General features: G+C 57.2%; 18 protein-coding genes and 1 tRNA gene. 2 read left to right on the top strand and 17 right to left on the bottom strand.

Annotated features, from left to right (window positions below):
- Positions 1 to 16 precede the first annotated feature (16 nt).
- The 5 genes from ndk to trmJ form a co-directional block, all read right to left on the bottom strand.
- Positions 17 to 445, bottom strand: coding sequence for a nucleoside-diphosphate kinase (gene ndk / locus FDP08_RS01280; protein ID WP_137434238.1), 429 nt, complete (start codon positions 443 to 445; stop codon positions 17 to 19).
- A 67-nt stretch (positions 446 to 512) separates the two neighbouring features.
- Positions 513 to 1,661, bottom strand: a complete 1,149-nt coding sequence (locus tag FDP08_RS01275) for an IscS subfamily cysteine desulfurase (protein WP_137434237.1) — start codon at positions 1,659 to 1,661, stop codon at positions 513 to 515.
- Between the two features lie 20 nt (positions 1,662 to 1,681).
- Positions 1,682 to 2,179, bottom strand: coding sequence for a Fe-S cluster assembly transcriptional regulator IscR (gene iscR, locus FDP08_RS01270; RefSeq protein WP_137434236.1), 498 nt, complete (start codon positions 2,177 to 2,179; stop codon positions 1,682 to 1,684).
- A 77-nt stretch (positions 2,180 to 2,256) separates the two neighbouring features.
- A complete protein-coding gene (gene cysE, locus FDP08_RS01265; protein WP_137434235.1) occupies positions 2,257 to 3,030 on the bottom strand; it encodes a serine O-acetyltransferase in 774 nt (257 codons plus the stop codon).
- A gap of 4 nt (positions 3,031 to 3,034) precedes the next feature.
- Positions 3,035 to 3,889 (bottom strand): tRNA (cytosine(32)/uridine(32)-2'-O)-methyltransferase TrmJ, encoded by an 855-nt coding sequence (gene trmJ / locus FDP08_RS01260; protein ID WP_137434234.1) that lies wholly within the window; start codon positions 3,887 to 3,889, stop codon positions 3,035 to 3,037.
- A gap of 199 nt (positions 3,890 to 4,088) precedes the next feature.
- Between trmJ and FDP08_RS01255 the strand changes: the two genes are divergently transcribed.
- The gene (locus FDP08_RS01255) at positions 4,089 to 4,886 is read left to right on the top strand and encodes an inositol monophosphatase family protein (protein ID WP_137434233.1); all 798 of its coding nucleotides are present in this window, start codon (positions 4,089 to 4,091) and stop codon (positions 4,884 to 4,886) included.
- A 65-nt stretch (positions 4,887 to 4,951) separates the two neighbouring features.
- Here FDP08_RS01255 and secF read toward each other — a convergent pair whose 3' ends face one another.
- The 5 genes from secF to queA all read right to left on the bottom strand — a co-directional run bounded on the left by secF (position 4,952) and on the right by queA (position 10,499).
- Positions 4,952 to 5,908: a protein translocase subunit SecF gene (gene secF / locus FDP08_RS01250; RefSeq protein WP_137434232.1), complete on the bottom strand. Its 957-nt coding sequence runs from the start codon at positions 5,906 to 5,908 to the stop codon at positions 4,952 to 4,954.
- Positions 5,901 to 7,775 (bottom strand): protein translocase subunit SecD, encoded by a 1,875-nt coding sequence (secD, locus tag FDP08_RS01245; RefSeq protein WP_137434231.1) that lies wholly within the window; start codon positions 7,773 to 7,775, stop codon positions 5,901 to 5,903. The genes secF and secD overlap by 8 nt, the downstream gene beginning before the upstream one ends.
- A gap of 77 nt (positions 7,776 to 7,852) precedes the next feature.
- A complete protein-coding gene (yajC, locus tag FDP08_RS01240; protein ID WP_137434230.1) occupies positions 7,853 to 8,215 on the bottom strand; it encodes a preprotein translocase subunit YajC in 363 nt (120 codons plus the stop codon).
- Between the two features lie 59 nt (positions 8,216 to 8,274).
- Complete coding sequence (gene tgt, locus FDP08_RS01235; protein ID WP_137437183.1) at positions 8,275 to 9,393, bottom strand: tRNA guanosine(34) transglycosylase Tgt; 1,119 nt, start codon at positions 9,391 to 9,393, stop codon at positions 8,275 to 8,277.
- 14 nt (positions 9,394 to 9,407) lie between these two features.
- The gene (queA, locus tag FDP08_RS01230; protein ID WP_137434229.1) at positions 9,408 to 10,499 is read right to left on the bottom strand and encodes a tRNA preQ1(34) S-adenosylmethionine ribosyltransferase-isomerase QueA; all 1,092 of its coding nucleotides are present in this window, start codon (positions 10,497 to 10,499) and stop codon (positions 9,408 to 9,410) included.
- 254 nt (positions 10,500 to 10,753) lie between these two features.
- Between queA and FDP08_RS20270 the strand changes: the two genes are divergently transcribed.
- Positions 10,754 to 10,906: a hypothetical protein gene (locus FDP08_RS20270; protein ID WP_170978946.1), complete on the top strand. Its 153-nt coding sequence runs from the start codon at positions 10,754 to 10,756 to the stop codon at positions 10,904 to 10,906.
- 12 nt (positions 10,907 to 10,918) lie between these two features.
- On the opposite strand, the gene FDP08_RS01225 is transcribed toward FDP08_RS20270, so the two are convergent.
- The 7 genes from FDP08_RS01225 to flgH all read right to left on the bottom strand — a co-directional run bounded on the left by FDP08_RS01225 (position 10,919) and on the right by flgH (position 19,073).
- A complete protein-coding gene (locus tag FDP08_RS01225) occupies positions 10,919 to 12,505 on the bottom strand; it encodes an arylsulfatase (protein ID WP_228263202.1) in 1,587 nt (528 codons plus the stop codon).
- Positions 12,506 to 12,800: 295 nt separating this feature from the next.
- Positions 12,801 to 12,887: transfer RNA gene (locus FDP08_RS01220), tRNA-Leu, on the bottom strand.
- Between the two features lie 83 nt (positions 12,888 to 12,970).
- Positions 12,971 to 14,188, bottom strand: coding sequence for a flagellar hook-associated protein FlgL (gene flgL, locus FDP08_RS01215; RefSeq protein WP_137434227.1), 1,218 nt, complete (start codon positions 14,186 to 14,188; stop codon positions 12,971 to 12,973).
- 19 nt (positions 14,189 to 14,207) lie between these two features.
- Positions 14,208 to 16,271: a flagellar hook-associated protein FlgK gene (gene flgK, locus FDP08_RS01210; protein WP_137434226.1), complete on the bottom strand. Its 2,064-nt coding sequence runs from the start codon at positions 16,269 to 16,271 to the stop codon at positions 14,208 to 14,210.
- A gap of 5 nt (positions 16,272 to 16,276) precedes the next feature.
- A complete protein-coding gene (gene flgJ / locus FDP08_RS01205; protein WP_137434225.1) occupies positions 16,277 to 17,266 on the bottom strand; it encodes a flagellar assembly peptidoglycan hydrolase FlgJ in 990 nt (329 codons plus the stop codon).
- 8 nt (positions 17,267 to 17,274) lie between these two features.
- A complete protein-coding gene (locus FDP08_RS01200) occupies positions 17,275 to 18,372 on the bottom strand; it encodes a flagellar basal body P-ring protein FlgI (RefSeq protein WP_137434224.1) in 1,098 nt (365 codons plus the stop codon).
- Positions 18,369 to 19,073, bottom strand: a complete 705-nt coding sequence (flgH, locus tag FDP08_RS01195) for a flagellar basal body L-ring protein FlgH (RefSeq protein WP_137434223.1) — start codon at positions 19,071 to 19,073, stop codon at positions 18,369 to 18,371. The genes FDP08_RS01200 and flgH overlap by 4 nt, the downstream gene beginning before the upstream one ends.
- Between the last annotated feature and the right edge of the window lie 19 nt (positions 19,074 to 19,092).

Raw genomic sequence — 19,092 nt, 5'->3', positions numbered from 1 at the left:
GGCCCGGGCAGCTCAATCAACCCCGTGGGCAGATCTCACTGTCATTGAAAAAGTATGCAATTTCACGCTCGGCAGACGCTGCCGAATCCGAACCGTGAACGGCGTTTGCATCGATGGATGATGCAAAATCGGCGCGGATAGTGCCCGCTTCCGCTTCCTTGGGGTTGGTAGCACCCATCAGGTCACGATTCTTCAGGATAGCACTTTCGCCTTCCAGAACCTGAACAACAACCGGGCCGGACGTCATGAACGCGACCAGATCATTAAAAAACGGACGCTCTTTATGCTCGGCATAGAAACCTTCCGCCTGCTCCTGGGTCAGATGCATCATTTTTGCAGCAACGATCGCCAGTCCTGCTTTTTCAAAGCGTGTGTAAATCTCGCCGATCACATTTTTTGCGACTGCGTCGGGCTTGATAATCGAGAGCGTGCGCTCGTTTGCCATGATCTGTCTCCATTCAGGTTCAGAAAAATTTCAGGGTTGGGATTATACGCAGTCCGGAGGCAACTGCCTACCGCACTGAACGGAGACGGCTAACAACGTCAACGATTTGCGTCGCTGCGAAGTCAATTTCCTCGGCTGTGGAAAAACGTCCGAACGAAAACCGGAGGGCCCGATGAGCCTGTTCATCGTCCAGACCAATGCCTTTCAATACAAACGAAGGCTCTATGGTCGCTGATGCGCAGGCAGAGCCGGATGAAACCGCCAGATCCCTCAGCCCCAGCATCAGTGACTCTGCATCCACGCCTGCAAACGACAGGTTCACGATACCCGGTACCCGGTGCTCGTCACTGCCATTGAGTGCCACGCCTTCCAGGCCGTGCAGCCCGTCCAGGAGTCGACCGCGGAGGCCTTCCAGCCTCTCCTTCTCTTGCTCAAGCTGCTCACTCGCCAGCTCGAAGGCCTTGCCCATGCCCACAATCTGGTGCGTTGGCAACGTGCCGGAACGCATGCCACGCTCGTGCCCGCCACCGTGAATCTGCGACTCGATGCGCACGTCTGGTGACCGACGAACATACAGTGCGCCAATGCCCTTGGGGCCGTATACCTTGTGCCCGGACAGCGAAAGCAGGTCTACCGGGGAAGCGCTGACATCCACCTCGGTTTTGCCGGCGGCCTGGGCCGCATCGACATGAAACAAAACCCCGCGATCGCGAAGCATAGCGCCAATCGACGCAATATCTGTCTGGCAGCCCAGCTCGTTGTTCACCATCATCAGGCTCACCAGAACCGTATTGTCCCGAAGTGCGCTTTCTACCTGCTCAACGGCAATCCGGCCATCTTTCCCGGGTGTCAGCCAGGTTACGCTCACGCCCTGGCGCTCAAGCCATTTGCAGGTATCAAGTACCGCCTTGTGCTCGATCTCCGAGGTCACGATGTGAGGATTATCGTGGCCAGCAACCGCACCCTTTATGGCCAGGTTATCGGATTCCGTGGCGCCGGAAGTCCAGACGATCTCCCGCGGGTCAGCATGGATAAGGTTCGCAACCTGCCGACGGGCACCTTCGACTGCCGCTTCGGCTTGCCAGCCATAGGCGTGGGAGCGGGAGGCAGGGTTGCCGAAGACACCGTCAAATGTGAGGTATTTGCACATTTCTTCGGCAACAACGGGATCTACGGGCGTGGTCGCCGCATAATCCATATAGACGGGTTTTTTCATAGAGGTTTCAGGATTATCGTTCAGGCCGGCGCCTGATCCTTGAGGCGCTCGGTGTTAATCGTCTGTGAATCACCTTCGGAATGACGCCTGTTTTGCCGACTGGCAACCACCTGGATTTCCCGTTTTCTCATCAGGTCGCCGAGGCTGATATCGCTCAGGAACTGATGGATCTGCTCGCTGAGATCAGACCACAGGTGGTGGGTCAGACATTTTTCGCCATTCTGGCAATCACCCTTGTTGCCGCAACGGGTGGTATCCAGGGACTCACTGACCGCGTCCACAACTTCTGCAATAAAGACGGCGTCGGGTTCACGGCTGAGGCGGTAGCCCCCGCCGGGCCCACGGATACTGTTCACCAGCTTGTGACGGCGAAGGCGGGAAAATAGCTGCTCGAGATACGAGAGGGAAATCTCCTGCCGGGCAGATATATCAGCCAGACTGACCGGCCCCTGATCCCCGTGAAGGGCCAGATCCAGCATTGCCGTCACCGCGTAGCGGCCTTTGGTGGTCAGTCTCATAAACTCAGCCCCGGTCAGGGATTGATTCGGTTTTAATTGAGCCGAGTATGAATTGACCAACTATTTCAGTCAAGTATTCACCGCTGTGACGGTTCATCATCCCGCACACAGTCGAAGTCCTCCTCCTGCAACGGCGGCATTTCGCCGTTCTGGTACTCACTGTTGACCTTTCTGAGGGCCTTGCACATGTTCTCGATACGGTCATCGACTACATGCATGTGGTCCAGCAGGCTGCGCATGGCCCGGGCCACGGGGTCCGGCATCTCCTCAGTTACACCGTACGCATCGAACCCCATACGCTCTTCCATTTCTTTACGGCGAGTAGTGTCTTCATCCTTGCGCTTGACCACGACACGGCCGGGAATACCCACCACCGTCGCCCCTTCGGGAACCGCTTTGGTGACCACAGAGTTGGAGCCGATCTTCGCCCCGGCTCCCACTTCGAACGGGCCGAGAATCTTGGCACCGGCGCCGACCACAACGCCGTCCCCCAGGGTCGGATGGCGCTTCCCCTTGTTCCAGCTGGTCCCCCCCAGGGTTACCCCCTGGTAGAGTGTCACATCGTCACCAATAACGGTGGTTTCACCAATCACAACGCCCATACCGTGGTCGATAAAGAAGCGGCGGCCAATGGTCGCACCGGGGTGAATCTCGATACCCGTCAGCCAGCGGGCAAGGGTCGAGAAAGTACGCGCCAGCCATTTCAGGCCCAGATTCCAGAGCCAATGCGAAAACCGGTGACACAGGAGCGCATGAAGTCCGGGGTAGTTGGTCAGAACCTCAAAGGTGTTACGAGCTGCGGGATCGCGATGAAACACACTGTTCACATCTTCCCTTAAACGTTCAAACATAACCCTATTCCTGTTCACCGGCTGCCGGGCCAGCCTTTGACGTGTTTGATCCGGATTTATCCGTACCGGCGGATTTCTGAACGGCACTCAGGACGCCCCGGAGAATATTGATTTCCGTCTGATCCAGTTTCGCTCTCTGGAACAACCGGCGCAACCGCGTCATCAGCAGCCCGGGTTTCTCGCGGCGATGGAAATCAACATCCACCAGCACCTGCTCAAGATGCTCGAAAAAACCTTCCACGTCCCTTACCGGAGCCGGCGGCACATCCCAGCCAGCATCCCCCGGCGCCGCCATGGGTTTGAGATAGGGGCTGCCGTCGCCACCTTCAAGCCCTCTGAGGTAGTGCATGCGTAATTCATAACACATCACCTGCACCGCCATGGACAGATTCAGGGAACTGTAATCCGGGTTCGACGGAATATGTATGTGGAAGTGGCAGCGCTGCAGCTCCTCATTGCTCAAGCCATGGTTCTCGCGGCCGAATATCAACGCAACCGGGCCAGCCCCTGAATGCTCTGAAGCCTTGGCGGCGGCATCCGGCGGCGCCATAACCGGCCAGGGCACCTTGCGGCCACGGGCACTGGTGCCCATAACGCAGACACAGTCAGCAATAGCCTCGTCCAGAGAGGTCACAACCCGGGCATTATCCAGTACATCCGATGCACCCGCCGCCCGCGCATAGGAGGTTTCATCGGGGAACGACGTCGGGTTGACCAGCCAGAGACTACCCAGCGCCATGTTTTTCATGGCCCTCGCAACCGCTCCGATATTGCCGGAATGAGAGGTTTCAACCAGAACAATCCTGATCTGGTCGTCAAAGGTGTCGGTGCCCTCCTGGGGCATCGCTGACTTGTGCATGGCGCTCGTATCTCTTTAGCAATCTATCGATAGAAATCCGGAAAGGCGCGCATGATAGCAGATTTCACCCCTCCCCTGCCTCTCCGGATAAGCCCTGATACAGCGCCGTCAGTGCCATTGCGGAGTCGAAAAACATACAAGCCGTGCCAGTTTTTGATATGCTATGCGGCCTTCACACACCCGGATAATGAACACTCAGATGCAACCAGCTATTAAAATGGCCCTGCGCGTCGCGCGTCAGGGGTCCGACTATCTGAAAGCACACTTCGAGCGCCAGGAACCCAATGGCGACAGCGAAGACCGCCGCAAGCAACTGGAGCGGGTCGAGCAGTCGGTTTACGACAATTTTTCCGAACAGCTCGAAAAGTCCTACAAAGACCACGTGATCGCACCGCTGAATGAGGCGGATGCCGACGGTAACGACAAGAGCTGGCATATATTTCCGGTACTCGGGCGTGAGAACTTTCTGCGCGGCATTCCTGATTTCGCATTGGCACTGCTGCAAAAGAAAAACAACCGCACCGAGAACCTGCTGCTGATCAACCCCGTTACCGGCGAAGAATATTCTGCCAGTCGCGGCCACGGCGCAGCACTCAACAGCCGGCGCGTGCGCACCAGCGAGGTCAAACATTCTGACCGCGCAGCAGTGGTCAGCAACCTCCTGGACCAGACCCGACACGGCGATGACCCGCTGATGTGGGGCGAAATGGCATCACTACTGGCCCGCGACAGCAGCATGTTCCGCACCGCCGGCTGCGTTGCGCTGGACATTGCCAGGGTATCTTCCGGCCATCTGGACGCTGCCGTTATATTCCGTCCGGAGCCAGCAGATCTTGCCATTGGCGTAACCCTGGCACTGGAGTCCGGCGCCCTGACCGGCGATTTCTCCGGCAATCCTTCTACGGAAAAAGCCAAACAGCTTATCGTTGCCAACCCCAAGCTGTTCCGGGAAGTACTGAAAACCCTTCACCCCTTCCGGGGCCGCCTGCCACGCTGAACCGGCCGGGCACAAAAAAGCCGCAACACCTCACGGGGTTGCGGCTTTTTTTATGGCTGACCGGTTTACATCCGGTTCAGCCACTCAGGCGGTTGCTCTTCTTCCTCTTCCTGCCCGACGAGCCCTTCCTTCGGAGGCACGATCAGGTCCTCGCGGGCAACACCCAGGGCTACCAACATGTTGGCGGCAACGTAGATAGAAGAATAGGTACCTACGACCACACCAATGATCAGTGCCACTGCGAAGTTGTTGATTGCCTCGCCCCCCAGGAAATAGAGGGCCAGTAGAACCACGAGAGTGGTACCGGAGGTGTTCAGGGTCCGGCTTATGGTCTGATGGATGGACTCATTGATAATGTGCTCGGAATCCCCCTCCCGCATCTTGCGGAAGTTCTCGCGGATACGGTCCGCTACAACGATGGTATCGTTCAGGGAGTAACCGATAACGGCAAGCAATGCGGCAAGCACACTCAGGTCAAAGGTCCACTGAAACAGTGAAAACACGCCAAGAACGATGATCACGTCGTGAGCAAGTGGCACGACCGCGGCAATCCCGAACTTGAACTGGAAGCGCATACCAACGTAGATCAGCACGACCGCAAGGGCGATCAGCATACCGAGGCCACTGTCTTCCTTTAACTGCTCACCAACCTGGGAACCGACAAACTCGGAACTGACAAGCTGGAGCTCCGCACCACCGGCCGAAAGCGCTTCAGTAACCTCTACCGCCAGTTTGTCATTTTCCGATTCCGCCATCCTCACAAGGACTGACGTATCAGAACCGAAGTTCTGTACCACGAACTGCTCGTAACCTGCCTCGTAGAGGGTTGCACGAACCTCATCCAGTTCTGGCGCTTGCTGGTACTCAAACTCTACAGAGGTACCCCCGGTAAAATCGAGCCCCAGATTCAGCCCACGAATTGCCAGCAGAGCGACTGCAGCAATGACAAGTGCAATGGACACCACGGAAGCAACCTTCCGTATGCCCATAAAATCGATAGGTTTTTTCTCAACTTCAGACATTGGCCAGTTTCCCTCCGATCGACAGTTTTTCGACCTTTCGACCGCCGTATACAAGATTTACGATGCTACGACTGACCATCAGCCCGGAGAACATCGACGTGAGAATACCGATCGACAGCGTCACCGCGAACCCTTTCACCGGGCCGGAACCCATGGCGAACAGGATCACCGCCACCAGCAAGGTGGTGATGTTGGCATCGAAAATCGATACAAAGGCCCTGGAATAACCGGAATTTATGGCCAATTGGGGCGGAGCGCCCGCCTTCAGCTCTTCCTTTATGCGTTCAAAGATAAGCACGTTGGCGTCAACAGCCATACCCACCGTCAGCACAATACCGGCGATACCCGGCAGGGTCAGGGTTGCGGAGAGTATCGACATGCAGGCAATGAGCAGCATCAGGTTGAGCGTAAGTGCCACATTGGCAATCATGCCGAAGCCACGGTAGTAGACCACCATGTAGCAGAGCACCAGGACAAAGCCGAGCAGCACGGACATCATGCCGGCATCAATGTTCTTCTGGCCCAGGCTTGGGCCAATGGTGCGCTCCTGCACGAAGTACATCGGAGCCGCTAGTGCCCCAGCCCGCAGCAACAGCGCCAGTTCCGAAGCTTCCGGGATGGAATCGAGACCGGTAATCCGGAAACTGCTTCCCAGCGCGGACTGAACAGTGGCCAGACTGATAATGCCCTTTTCCACAACCCGATTGTCGACGGTGCGGGTTTCGCCATCCACAACCACTTCTTCGGTTTCCGTTCGGTATTCGATGAACAGCACCGCCATTCGACGGCCAATGGCGTTCCGGGTAGCCCGGTTCATCAGATCACCGCCGACAGAGTCCATGGTGATATTCACCTGGGGCTGGCCATTCTCATCGAACGCCTGCTGCGCGTTGGAGACGTTGTCGCCGGTTGCGATAATATCCCGCTCCAGGCGAGCCTCGCGGTTGGGGTTGTCCCGGAACTCGTAGGTTTCGGTTGTTGCGGCCGGTGCGTCCTGGCGTGCTTCAAGACGGAACTCCAGGTTTGCGGTGGCACCAAGCACACGCTTTGCGGCGGCGGTGTCCTGGACACCAGGCAACTCCACGATAATCCGGTCAGCACCCTGGCGCTGCACCAGAGGTTCTGCAACCCCCAGTTCGTTCACCCGGTTACGGATAGTGGTGAGGTTCTGTTGCAGGGCGTAATCCTGGATCGACTTGACCTCGGCTTCCGATATGGTGAGTACCAGGCGGTATTCGCCTTCCTCACTCTCTTCGTCCAGAAGAAACTGGTTGTACTGGTCGCGAATGAGTGAGAAGGCCTCGCTGCGGGACTCTTCATCCCGGAAGGTCAGAACGATGGAATTGTCGCCCTCCAGGTCACCGCCACGATAGCGCACGCGCTCTTCCCGCAATTCACGCTTGATCTGGCTGGAGATGGCCTCAAGACGCTGCTCAACCGCGGTTTCCATATCCACTTCCAGCAGAAAGTGAACACCACCGCGAAGATCGAGACCCAGCTTCATGGGCCCGGCACCAAGGCTTTTCAGCCATTCCGGGGTAGACGGCGCCATGTTCAGGGCTACCAGGTAGTCCCTGCCGAGCGCATCCTGGACGACCGGCCTGGCCCGCAGCTGGGATTCGGCATCATTCAGTCGGATCAGGGCATCGCGATCCTGAAGCTCGGATTCCTTGACGGCAATCCCCTTCGCCTCAAGCGCGTCAACGGCCCTTTCCAGAATCCGCTGGTTGACCTCGGTGCTACTGCGCGCACCGGTGATCTGTACGGCGTAATCATCGGGGAAAACATTAGGCAGGGCGTAGATGAAACCGATCACCAGTGCGATGACGATAACGAGGTTTTTCCAGAGCGGATACTTGTTCAGCATGGGGTCCCTTTAAGCCGGCCAACGGGCCGGCTGTGATGTTTCAGCTTGGCAAATTCAGACCTGAGTAAAACGCCGGCTCAGATGTCCTTCAGAGTTCCTTTCGGAAGTGCCGCTGCAACAGCAACTTTCTGAACCTTGACTTCAACGTTGTCGGCAATTTCAACCACGATAAAGTCGTCGGTAACCTTGGTGATCTTGCCGGCGACGCCGCCAGAGGTAACCACCTCATCACCCTTGTTCAGACCGGACATCAACGCTTTATGCTCTTTCGCACGCTTGGACTGCGGGCGCCAGATCAGGAAGTAGAAAATCAGGATAAAGCCGGCAAAGAAAATCACCTGCCCCATCACACCCATGCCACCGGCACCGGGATCCTGCGCCATGGCCAGTGCCGGCATAGCAGCAAAGAGTGCAGCAACAAGTAACTTGATCGATTTCATTGATTATCTCCGTTTTTAAGAAAAGTTCAGTAGCGGTTTGGAACCGGCTATGCCCGCCGTCACTGTGCCATTGGTGGCACGGTTTCACCCCGGCGAGCATAGAAGTCGCTGATAAAGTCCGACAATGTACCTGCTTCAATTGCGCCACGCAATCCGGCCATCACGTTCTGGTAGTAACGCAGATTGTGAATGGTATTGAGCTGCGATCCGAGCATTTCCCCACATTTATCCAGATGATGCAGATAACTTCTCGAAAAGTTCTGACAGGTATAACAGTCGCACTGGTCATCCAGCGGTGTCGTATCATGGCGGTGGCGCGCATTGCGGATCTTGACGATACCGGTAGAGGTAAACAGGTAACCGTTACGGGCGTTCCGGGTGGGCATCACGCAGTCGAACATATCCACACCACGGCGAACCGCTTCCACAAGGTCTTCCGGCCGGCCCACGCCCATCAGGTAGCGGGGGCGGTCTTCCGGCATCTTCGGTGGCAGATGATCCAGGATGCGGATCATATCCTCCTTGGGCTCCCCTACCGAGAGCCCGCCAATAGCGTAGCCGTCAAATCCGATATCGGTCAGCCCCTCCAGCGAGCGATCCCGCAGGGACTCGTACATGCCACCCTGGACGATACCGAACAGTGCCGCCGGGTTGCCCGCGTGGGCCTGCTTGCTCCGTTCGGCCCAACGCAGGGACAGTTCCATGGACTCCCTGGCCTGCTTCTCGGTCGCGGGGTAAGGCGTACACTCGTCAAAAATCATCACAATGTCGGAGCCCAGGTCCCGCTGAACCTGCATGGCGATTTCCGGTGACAGCTCCACAGGGGAACCATCGATCGGTGAGCGGAAGTTTACGCCTGCTTCGGTAATCTTGCGCATCTCCCCGAGGCTGAACACCTGGAAGCCGCCGGAGTCCGTCAGGATCGGGCCGTGCCATTGGGTAAAGTCATGCAGGTCGCCATGGGCCTTCACCACCTCGGTGCCTGGCCGCAACATCAGGTGAAAGGTGTTGCCGAGGATGATCTCTGCACCAATATCCTTGATATCCCTGGGCAACATACCCTTGACGGTACCGTAGGTACCCACCGGCATGAACGCCGGCGTTTCCACGGTGCCCCGGGGAAAGCTCAGCCGGCCGCGCCGGGCACGGCCATCCTCTCCCAGCTTTTCAAAGGACATAAAACACGGGTCAGTCATGATTGCTCTCCGGATTCGGGATGCGCATCCCCGGCATAGGATTTGAGGGCGCCCAGGCTTGGCGCCTGGCCCGCGATAAACATGGCGTCACCATAGCTGAAAAAGCGGTAACGTTCCGCGACAGCATCGCGGTAGGCGGACATCACGTTCTCATAACCTGCGAAAGCGCTGACCAGCATGATCAGCGTTGACTCCGGCAAATGAAAATTGGTCACCATAGCGTCGACTGTCTGGAAGCGATAACCGGGGTAGATAAAAATATCCGTTTCACCCTTGAACGGCTTCAGCACACCGCCCCGGCTGGCGGACTCCAGCGATCGCACCGAGGTAGTCCCGACAGCGACGATGCGGCCACCACGGGCACGGGCCGCATTGACAGCGTCAACGGTTTCCTGCGGAACATGGGCGACTTCGCTGTGCATTACGTGGTTTTCGATGTGCTCGACACGCACAGGCTGAAAGGTACCGGCACCCACGTGCAGGGTCACAAACGCGCGCTCGATACCCCGGGCCTCCAGTTCCGCCAGCATACGGTCATCAAAATGCAGGCCCGCCGTCGGGGCCGCCACGGCGCCGGACTCTTGCGCATAGACAGTCTGGTATCGTTCCCGGTCCGAGGATTCGTCGGGACGGTCTACATAGGGCGGTAACGGCATGTGCCCGATTCGCTCCAGCAGTTCCAGCACCGGTTCACTGCTATCGCAGACAAGGTGGAAAAGCGCTTCGTCCCTCTGCTTCATCAGCATGGGAGTGCCGTCTTCCAGAATGATCCGTTGTCCCGGCTTCAATGCCTTGGAGGCCTTTACATGGGCAAGTAACTCATGCCCCCCGAGCAGCCGCTCGACCAGTACTTCAACCTGGCCCCCGGTTTCCTTTTTTGCGAACAACCGTGCGGGTATCACCCGGGTGTTGTTGAACACCAGCAGATCGCCGGGCTGGAGGAGGTCCGGAAGGCCGGAAAACTGTCGATGGAAAACTGCGCCGGAAAGGCCGTCAAGGCTCAGCAGGCGTGATGCGCTGCGCTCCCTGAGTGGATACCGGGCGATGAGTTCATCCGGCAGATCAAAGTGGAAATCGGAGACGTTCATTGGATGGACTGTTCACGGCACCGCGTTGTGCGGCTTGTAAGTGGTGGCGGGAGGACCCTCACCGCGGTTCAAAAACAAGTACTTAGGGGATCAAAGATTCCAGATGTACAAGAGGGTATACACGGTTATTCTTGCTGAAAATTTGACCAGGAGCTTTGCCTGTGCCTCATCCTCACGAATGGTGTCGAACCCTTGGGCATAATGTTACCACACTTCTTTTGATGCGAGGGTGGAACGATGAATACGAGTGTCCCATGATGGCCACTACTTTGCAGATTGACCACATCATTGCCGGTGACATTGACTTCTGCAAGACCACCTTCACCCACATGAAGAATGACGAAGATGCCTCCTTAGTTAATTTGCAAGAGGCGCGCCTGACCCCAAGGGTGCCAGGCGCGCCATAGGGGGCTAACGAATCATCGCGCCCCACTTGTCTCCTTGAGTTTCTCGACAATCCCCTCAAGATTAAATGAACCGGGCTTCTGACTCGGCGGGTAGTCGATAAATGTCTGCGCATACCTGGCCGCAGCTGCCTGCATCGGCACGAGAACAAATGAGTGATCCAGGAACCAGTCGTTGTAGGTATTCGAGTTATGCTGCGCCTTTTCGAACGGGTCACGGCGAAGATTGAATAGCAGCGGCACACGCAGCTCTGTAAACGGCTCGCGCCAGACCTCAAAGGCCTCTCCGCGGTTCTCATAGAACACGGCCTTCCAGTCGGCCAGACGGATGGCGACCATCTCGCCGTCATCGTTGAAGTACCAGAACTCTTTGCGTGGGGAGGCCGCGATATCGTCATTGATGGTTTCGAAGCTGCCTGCCTTGGACAGATACTCGGTCATATCGTATCCGTCGAGGTGGCTTTTATACTCCCGGCCGATTGCCTCATAGCCATCAAGCAGGTCTTCCTTCAAGTCATCCTTGCCCGCAGCAGCGGCAAATGTGGCCATCCAGTCTTCGTGGGCGACGAGGCCGTTAATGGTAGTGCCGGCAGGGAACTCTCCTGGCCAACGTACAAAGGCGGGAACGCGGTATGCACCCTCCCAGTTCGAGTTCTTTTCACTACGGAACGGTGTGGTGCCGGCGTCTGGCCAGGTGTTGTAATGCGGACCGTTATCGGTTGAATAGAACACGATTGTATTGTCGGCGATACCCAGCTCGTCGAGGTGATCCAGCAGTTCGCCCACATGCCGGTCGTGTTCAACCATACCGTCGTGGTACTCGTTGCCGCTCGCCCCGCTTATGCCAGTATGCTCGTCTTTGACGTGGGTTCGAAAGTGCATGCGAGTCGCGTTCCACCAGGCGAAAAAGGGCTTGCCGGCTTCGTGTTGGCGCTTGATGAAGTCTTTGGCAGCCTCAAGCGTTTCCTCATCAACGGTCTCCATCCGTTTTCTGGTGAGCGGACCCGTATTTTCAATGTCTTGCGTGCCGTCGTCGTTAGCGGTCGCTTTAAGTACACCCCGTGGCCCCCACTTTTCTTCGAAGGTTTCCCCGCTGGGGAGCACGTAGTCGCTCGGGTAGTCGCGATGCTCCGGCTCTTCTTCCGCATTCAGGTGATAAAGGTTTCCGAAGAATTCGTCGAAACCATGGTTGGTGGGCAGGTGTTCATCCCGATCACCGAAGTGGTTTTTACCGAACTGACCGGTGGCGTAGCCAAGAGACTTCATAACCGCCGCAATGGTGATATCTGATTCCTGCCAGCCCTCCTGAGCTCCAGGCAAACCGACCTTGGTCATGCCGGTGCGAACCGGGCTTGTACCACCAACAAAAGCGGCACGGCCAGCCGTGCAGGACTGCTGGCCATAATAGTCCGTGAAGGCGATACCTTCGTCGGCAATGCGGTCGATACTAGGGGTGGTGTAGCCCATCATGCCACGGTTATTGTGGCTGATGTTCCATATACCAATATCGTCGCCCCAGATGACGAGTATGTTAGGTTTCTCTCCCTCAGCTCCCTGAGCCAGCGAACTTACCGAAAGCGCCAGACCTGCGGCAAGTCCCATTATCAATCTCGCGGATCTTTCTAACTGAATAACCATCACAAATCTCCTGATTTCAAACAGCCGCCGTTCTCCGACACTGCCGAATGACATCCTCAAGCCGTGATGGCTACTATTCAGTCAGGAACGTCCTATTCCCAAACCACAAGCATAATCCTAGATTAGGCCGTCTACTTTGCCAAATTTCCGGTTGGATTAAAGACTGGGGGGCACATCAATATCGAGTAGTGGGTCTACCCCTAACCTACCGTCACGCGGGGCTTTTTGTTCAACTTGGGATGATTAGGATAAGATAAGATGGTAGCGGCGGGCGGACTCGAACCGCCACGGGTTTTACCCCAACGGATTTTGAATCCGTCGTGTCTACCAATTTCACCACGCCGCCATCGGAGAGTGCTGGGAATTATACTGAGGTTGAACCTGAAAGCAATAACAAGTGCCGGACTTCCTTGTTCCGGCAGGCTTTTCTTACAGACGGTCAAACAATGAAAGCCTGGACACCTGGGCAAACGACTGCTGCGCTGCCTGCAACACGAAGCTCTGGAAGCTCAGGTTGCTGATGGCCTCGGCGTAGTCCACATCCTGCAGTTCAGAGCGAATCTCCTCGCTGTATACCGACGAATCCTCCAGGAACGACTTGGTGGACTCCACTGCGTTCAGGCGCCCGCCCAGTTCGGTCTGCTTCTGCACAATGCTTTCCTGGGCGTTGTCCAGATTCTGCAGTGAGCTGGCAATCAGGTCATCGTAGGCTGCCTGGCCAGCCGGTGAGCCCTTGTCGATGTTATCCAGGCCATCGATCAGGTTTTCGATGGTGGCAAACACCGACTGTTTTTCCCCTGCACGGATGGTGAACTCGTTACCATCGTCGGCATCGGTAATGGTGGCCTGAACCCCTGCAATTTCAAAAGATTCCCCACTGGTATAGGTTGCTGGCGTAACAGTCAGCGGATCGCCAGTACGGCTGTTTTGCGCACTGACCGTTCTAACCCCGGCCACGGTATCAACTGTAATGATAATGTCGTCCGGCGACACGGTCGAGAATGCGCCGTTATCGACAACCTGAACACCATCGATCCTCGCATCGGGGGCATTGCCGGGGTCACTTTCACCGAACGTAGCCCTGGGAATGGAGGCGTATATGCCCTTGCCATGGTCGCTGATGGGCACCGTCACACCATCGTCTATCTCCAGTACACGCTGACCCTCATCGCCCTGATACACCCAGCTCCCGGAGGCATCTTTGGCAAACGCGGCCGTTGTACCCTGGAATCCGCTGAATATGTACTCACCGGAGGCATCCTTTGTGTTGGTGATTTCCGCCAGTTGTCCCAGACGTTCCTTGATCTCCGAGGAAATCGACTTGCGATCATTGGCAGACAGCGAGCCGTTACCCGCCTGCACCGTAAGCTCACGCACCCGCTGAACGATGTCCACCGAGCTTGCCAGTGTGCTCTCTTCCTGCTGCAGACGGTTCTCCGCCAGGCCGGCATTACGCTGGTAGGTTTCATTCCGCGACAGCTCCTGGTCCAGCTTGAGAATACGGGCGGCAGCAACGGGGTCGTCCGATGGCTTGTTGACCCTTTTGCCCGTCGAGATCTGCTCCTGGGTCTGGTTCAGACTGCTGTTCAGATCCTGCAGCCGGCTGATCCCGCCGGAGAATATCTGTTGTGATGAAATTCTGATCATGTCACATCACCTCACGCTGTTACCGAAAACTCTGCAACAGGGTATTGAACAAATCCTGGGCCACGCTCATTACCTGAGCGGACGCGTTATAGGCGGCCTGGTACTGGATCAGTCTGCCGGCTTCCTCATCGAGGTTGACGCCGGAGACCGATTCACGTTGGTTACTGGACTGTTCCAGCAGGGTTTTGCCAGCGTCTTTATCGAGCTGGCTCTGGCGGGTCTTCACGCCGATGTCCTCAACCAGGCCGGCGTAGCCCTCTGCAAAACTCTGGCTACCGTTATTGAGGGTATTCTTTGTTCCCAAAGCCGCCAGAAATTCCGCATTGCGGTTATCCGACACGCCGTTGGTGTTGTAGTCGATGTTGAAAGCGTCGCCAGGCCTCGGGTTGCCTGAAATCTCGAACTGGAAGCCGAAATAGTCCGGAGATCGTGGATCCTCGGTGAACAGTTTGTTGGACTGGCCTGGCTGAAACACATTGACTGGTGGAGTACCCGTAGCATCGCCGGCAATAAGCGGTGGATCACCCGGAGCCGCATTGGCGTCAAAAACGTCGTAAACCAGCTCACCACTAATCGCATCCTCACGGAATCGAATTTCCAGTGGTGGATCAAGCTGGCCTTCCTGGCGGAAGTTGCCGAGCAGCGAGTTGGTAAACGGGTCCCTCACATCGAACATCTTGCCCTGGTTGATGGTGGCATCCCCAGTATTCGCGGAAGCGCCTTCGGCCCTTACCGGGCTGGCAAACGCGAGGTCCTCTTCGCGGCTGAGTTTCAGTTCGATATTGGCGGCCGCGTTGCGTGTGGGCTCGATCAGGAACTTGTCGCCCGCATTAAAGGTGCCGCCTTCCACACGGATATTGAAACCCGGCATGGAGATTTCAGACTGCACCGGGTCCGGCAGGCGGCCCTGATTAACCACCTTGCCGGTCGCCCGGTCCACCAGTTCAAAGTTGCGGCCATCGCCACCAAACTGCAACGACCAGCTTCCGGCAGGCAGAGCCGCACTGTCCATAATCTCGACGGCCAGTTGTGCGTTCTGGGGCGCCGCGTTGTTGGCATTGGCAACCACCCGGCTCCGTTGCGCGGCTTCCGAGTTGATGTCGCTGAAGAACAGTCCGCCCAGATCACCTTCAAGATCCATACCGATTTCATGCTGGTGGTTCAGGGTATCTGACAGCGCTATGGCGACCCTGCCAAGCTCCTGAAATGCAGGCTGCAGGCCTTCCGACTCAAACCGGCGCAAACCACCCAGCATGCCACCGTTGATCTGGCTGTCTACGTTCAGGGTCCGGCCACCGGTCGTCAGCGTAAATTCCAGCGACAACGGATCTTCAGAATCCGCGCGAGTGCCCAATTGCGCTGCCTGGGAGCCGACGACCAGAGTCTGACCGTTGCTCAGGGAAACATTCACCTGACTACCCTCGGCCTGGCTCACCCGTATGTTGACCAGCTCTGACAGCTGCCTGAGTTTTTCGTCCCGCTTGTCGAGCAGTTCATTGGGTTCGCGCCCCTGGGCCAGCCCCGGCGATTCAGAAATGGCATTGTTCAGTTCCGCAATACTCTTGAGCAGCGTATTGGCGTCTTTTACGCCCTGCTCCATCTGGGTCTTGACCGACTCCCGCTGTTGAACGAATTCCTGGTTGAGGGCTTCAAAACGGTTGACCACCTGCTGCGCTTCACTGAGTACCAGTTGCCTCTGAGGCAGCGAGGCCGGGTCCTCTGCGGCGTTCTGCAGGCTGGCAAAGAAATTGTTGAGCGCATTACTGAGACCGGTGGACTCGCCACCCAGCAGATTATCCAGCCGTGACAACTCGGAATTGAGGGTTTTCTGTTCTCCGAACAGCGTGGTGTCTTCACGGACCTGCTGGGTCAGGAATTCATTCGCCAACCGGCGAATATCGGTAACATTAACCCCGGTGCCCACCGAGCCGGCGCCGGTACGCTGTGCCGCCTGGGTTTCGAACTGAACCTCCTGGCGACTATAGCCCGGCGTGTTGGCATTGGTAATGTTGTTGCCGGTGGTGTTCAGCGCCGTCTGGTGTCCGAGGATACCGGTCAAGCCAATATTGATGAGCCCTGCCATAAACCTTACTCCTCAGCCCCGCGGGAGCCCATGGACAACGTTGTCATGGTGTCGTTGTTCATGATGCGACGAATCTTTGCGCCATAGTTCGGATCGGTGGCGTAACCGGCCTGCTGCAGTCTGTCGGCAAACTCATCAGGGTTGTCCGCAGCGGCCAGGACATCCCGGTAGCGGGGATTGGATTCAAGGAACGACACATAGTCCCGGAAGCTCGACTCATAGTCCGGATACGAGCGGAAGGCGGCCCGCTCGTTCATCGGCACGCCTTCCCGGAATTCGGTGGTAGCAATATTTACCGAGTCGCCCTGCCAGCGGGTGTCCGCCTTGATACCGAACAGGTTGAAACTGGGCGCGCCACCATCGCCTTCAATCATGTGCCGGCCCCAGCCGGTTTCCAGCGCTGCCTGGGCAATCATCAGGCGGGGGTTGATGCCGCTCTGCTCGGCTACCTTCTCCGCCACCGGCAGAAGTTCCCGTACAAACTGTGCAGGCGAGTCGAACCGGTCTGGCATCGCGGCACTTGTCTTCGGTTCAGCTACGGGCGCGGCAGCTTCGGCCACCTGGTTCACCTTCTCCACCTGCTCCGGCAAACGCGGGGACAGTACCGGCAGACTGCGATCGTAATCCGCCAGTGCCTTCTTATGGGCCGCCATGGGCTCACCCTGCTCATCCATGCCCGGAATCTGGCGGCTGAGCTGGCGGACCAGGGCTTCAGAAAGGCCGGTACCCTGCTTTTGCGAGAGCGTCAGACTCAACTGGCTGTCGAACATCTCGCGATAGAATTCTGACTGCTGGCTGTTCAGGTAGTTGCCCTCGGCAAACACATCGCCGGCCTTACGCATGGACTTGACCATTTCCGACAGGAACAGACCTTCGAACTGCTTTGCCACTTCCATCAGCGCCGCATTCTTGTCGGTCCGGGCCTGGGTCTTCAAGTCGTTGAGACCGCCGAAATCGGTGTAGACCTGTGCTTTCTGGAGACTGAAATCCTGCATCACGCCACCTATATCACGATCAGCTCGGCCCGCAGGGCGCCGGCCTGTTTAAGCGCTTCCAGCACTGCCATTACGTCACCCGGGGCCGCGCCCACCTGGTTCACCGCCTGAACAATTTCATTGAGGGTGACGGCAGGGCCAAACTGGAACATTCTTGCCGGGTCTTCGGTAATGGCAATCTGGGTGTTGGGCTCGATAACCGTTTCGCCGTCTGTAAAGGGATTGGGCTGATTGGCTTGCGGGTTCTCTTTAATCGTTACAGTCAGGTTGCCGTGGGTCACTGCGGCCGGGCTTACTTTCACATTCTGCCCCACCACGATCGTGCCGGTGCGGCTGTTAATGACCACTTTAGCGGCCTCCTGGGCCGGATCGACGGCAATGTTTTCAAGGATGGAAAGGAAGCTTACCCGCTGGGACGGATCCCTGGGCGCCTTCACCGACACCGCCGTGGCATCGTGGGCATAGGCCATATCCGGCCCCAGCTTGCTATTAATGGCCTCCACCACCCGGCGAGCGGTGGTGAAATCAGGGCGCATCAGGTTAAAGGTGATGGTATCGCCCCTGGTAAAGGGGGACATCACCTCCCGCTCAATGGTGGCACCGTTGGGTATGCGACCAACACTGGGCACATTCACCGTGATGCGCGAACCGTCTGAGCCCTGGGCGCCAAATCCACCCACGACCAGGCTGCCCTGGGCCATGGCGTAGACCTGATCATCGGCACCCTTCAAGGGTGCCATCAACAGCGTGCCACCCCGAAGACTGTCGGCATTGCCGATGGACGACACGGTAATATCGAGCTCCTGCCCCTGCTTCGCGAACGGCGGCAGAGTAGCCGTAACTGTCACAGCGGCCACGTTGGCCAGGTTGGGGTTCACGCCTTGTGGCAGGGTGATCCCGAACTGGTTCATCATGTTGCGGAAGGTCTGGTTGGTGAACGGTGCTTTGTCACCGGTACCATCAAGACCCACCACCAGGCCGTAACCCACCAACTGGTTGTTACGCACACCCTTGATACGCGCCAGGTCCTTCAGGCGGTCCGCCAGTACAGGCGCCGCGATAACCGACAGCGCTATCACCATTATGCCGAACCTCAGCATTTTCATAGCGGGAACCACTCACTGTTAAAGAATCGGGCCAGCCAGCCCATTTGATTGGCCTGGTCAAAATCGCCGGTGCCGCCGTAGGCGATACGGGCGTCTGCAATGCGATTGGACGCTACCATGTTATCCGGGGAAATATCCTGGGGACGAACCAGTCCGGTCAAGCGGATGTATTCATCGCCATTGGTCAGCGACAGCCATTTCTCACCGCGGATATGCAAAACACCGTTTGGCAACACTTCCGTTACCGTTACGGTGATATTGCCATCCAGACTGTTACTCTGGTCTGCTTCCGCCTGACCCGAAAAATCCCGCTCCAGATTGAAATCTGTTGCCAGTCCAATGTTGCCTTTCCCCAGAATTTGCGGGTCCAGCATGGAGACTTCATTGTCCTTGGTAATGCTGCTTTCAGCGTTCTTGCTGGCACGGGTGGACTCTTCCAGGGTCACCGTAAGAATATCGCCCACGTTCAATGCAACGGTATCGCCGTACAGGCTGTAATTCCGGGACGACTGGTAAATGGCACCTGATTCCGGGTCCCGCTGCATCATCGCTTCGGCACGCACCGGGGCATACTGCGGATCATCCGGCATGGCGCGCGGCCGACTCATGGCGGTGCAGCCCTGAAGGACGACCAGTGCCAGTACGACAGCCAGGGTTCCGGCGCCATGTCCATTTGATCTATGAGCGATAATGGGTGTCATCTCAGCCCCTCCTGCACGC

Origin of the sequence: Marinobacter panjinensis, assembly GCF_005298175.1 — a bacterium.
GTDB classification, from domain to species: domain Bacteria; phylum Pseudomonadota; class Gammaproteobacteria; order Pseudomonadales; family Oleiphilaceae; genus Marinobacter; species Marinobacter panjinensis.
Note: the sequence above shows the minus strand (reverse complement) of the source record. Positions and strands in the feature narration are given on the sequence as shown.

Excerpts from the sequence above, each read along its gene's own strand:
- ndk (WP_137434238.1), bottom strand. The coding sequence starts at position 445 with ATGGCAAACGAGCGCACGCTCTCGATTATCAAGCCCGACGCAGTCGCA.
- FDP08_RS01275 (WP_137434237.1), bottom strand. The coding sequence starts at position 1,661 with ATGAAAAAACCCGTCTATATGGATTATGCGGCGACCACGCCCGTAGAT.
- iscR (WP_137434236.1), bottom strand. The coding sequence starts at position 2,179 with ATGAGACTGACCACCAAAGGCCGCTACGCGGTGACGGCAATGCTGGAT.
- cysE (WP_137434235.1), bottom strand. The coding sequence starts at position 3,030 with ATGTTTGAACGTTTAAGGGAAGATGTGAACAGTGTGTTTCATCGCGAT.
- trmJ (WP_137434234.1), bottom strand. The coding sequence starts at position 3,889 with ATGCACAAGTCAGCGATGCCCCAGGAGGGCACCGACACCTTTGACGAC.
- FDP08_RS01255 (WP_137434233.1), top strand. The coding sequence starts at position 4,089 with ATGCAACCAGCTATTAAAATGGCCCTGCGCGTCGCGCGTCAGGGGTCC.
- secF (WP_137434232.1), bottom strand. The coding sequence starts at position 5,908 with ATGTCTGAAGTTGAGAAAAAACCTATCGATTTTATGGGCATACGGAAG.
- secD (WP_137434231.1), bottom strand. The coding sequence starts at position 7,775 with ATGCTGAACAAGTATCCGCTCTGGAAAAACCTCGTTATCGTCATCGCA.
- yajC (WP_137434230.1), bottom strand. The coding sequence starts at position 8,215 with ATGAAATCGATCAAGTTACTTGTTGCTGCACTCTTTGCTGCTATGCCG.
- tgt (WP_137437183.1), bottom strand. The coding sequence starts at position 9,393 with ATGTCCTTTGAAAAGCTGGGAGAGGATGGCCGTGCCCGGCGCGGCCGG.
- queA (WP_137434229.1), bottom strand. The coding sequence starts at position 10,499 with ATGAACGTCTCCGATTTCCACTTTGATCTGCCGGATGAACTCATCGCC.
- FDP08_RS20270 (WP_170978946.1), top strand. The coding sequence starts at position 10,754 with ATGATGGCCACTACTTTGCAGATTGACCACATCATTGCCGGTGACATT.
- FDP08_RS01225 (WP_228263202.1), bottom strand. The coding sequence starts at position 12,505 with ATGGGACTTGCCGCAGGTCTGGCGCTTTCGGTAAGTTCGCTGGCTCAG.
- flgL (WP_137434227.1), bottom strand. The coding sequence starts at position 14,188 with ATGATCAGAATTTCATCACAACAGATATTCTCCGGCGGGATCAGCCGG.
- flgK (WP_137434226.1), bottom strand. The coding sequence starts at position 16,271 with ATGGCAGGGCTCATCAATATTGGCTTGACCGGTATCCTCGGACACCAG.
- flgJ (WP_137434225.1), bottom strand. The coding sequence starts at position 17,266 with ATGCAGGATTTCAGTCTCCAGAAAGCACAGGTCTACACCGATTTCGGC.
- FDP08_RS01200 (WP_137434224.1), bottom strand. The coding sequence starts at position 18,372 with ATGAAAATGCTGAGGTTCGGCATAATGGTGATAGCGCTGTCGGTTATC.
- flgH (WP_137434223.1), bottom strand. The coding sequence starts at position 19,073 with ATGACACCCATTATCGCTCATAGATCAAATGGACATGGCGCCGGAACC.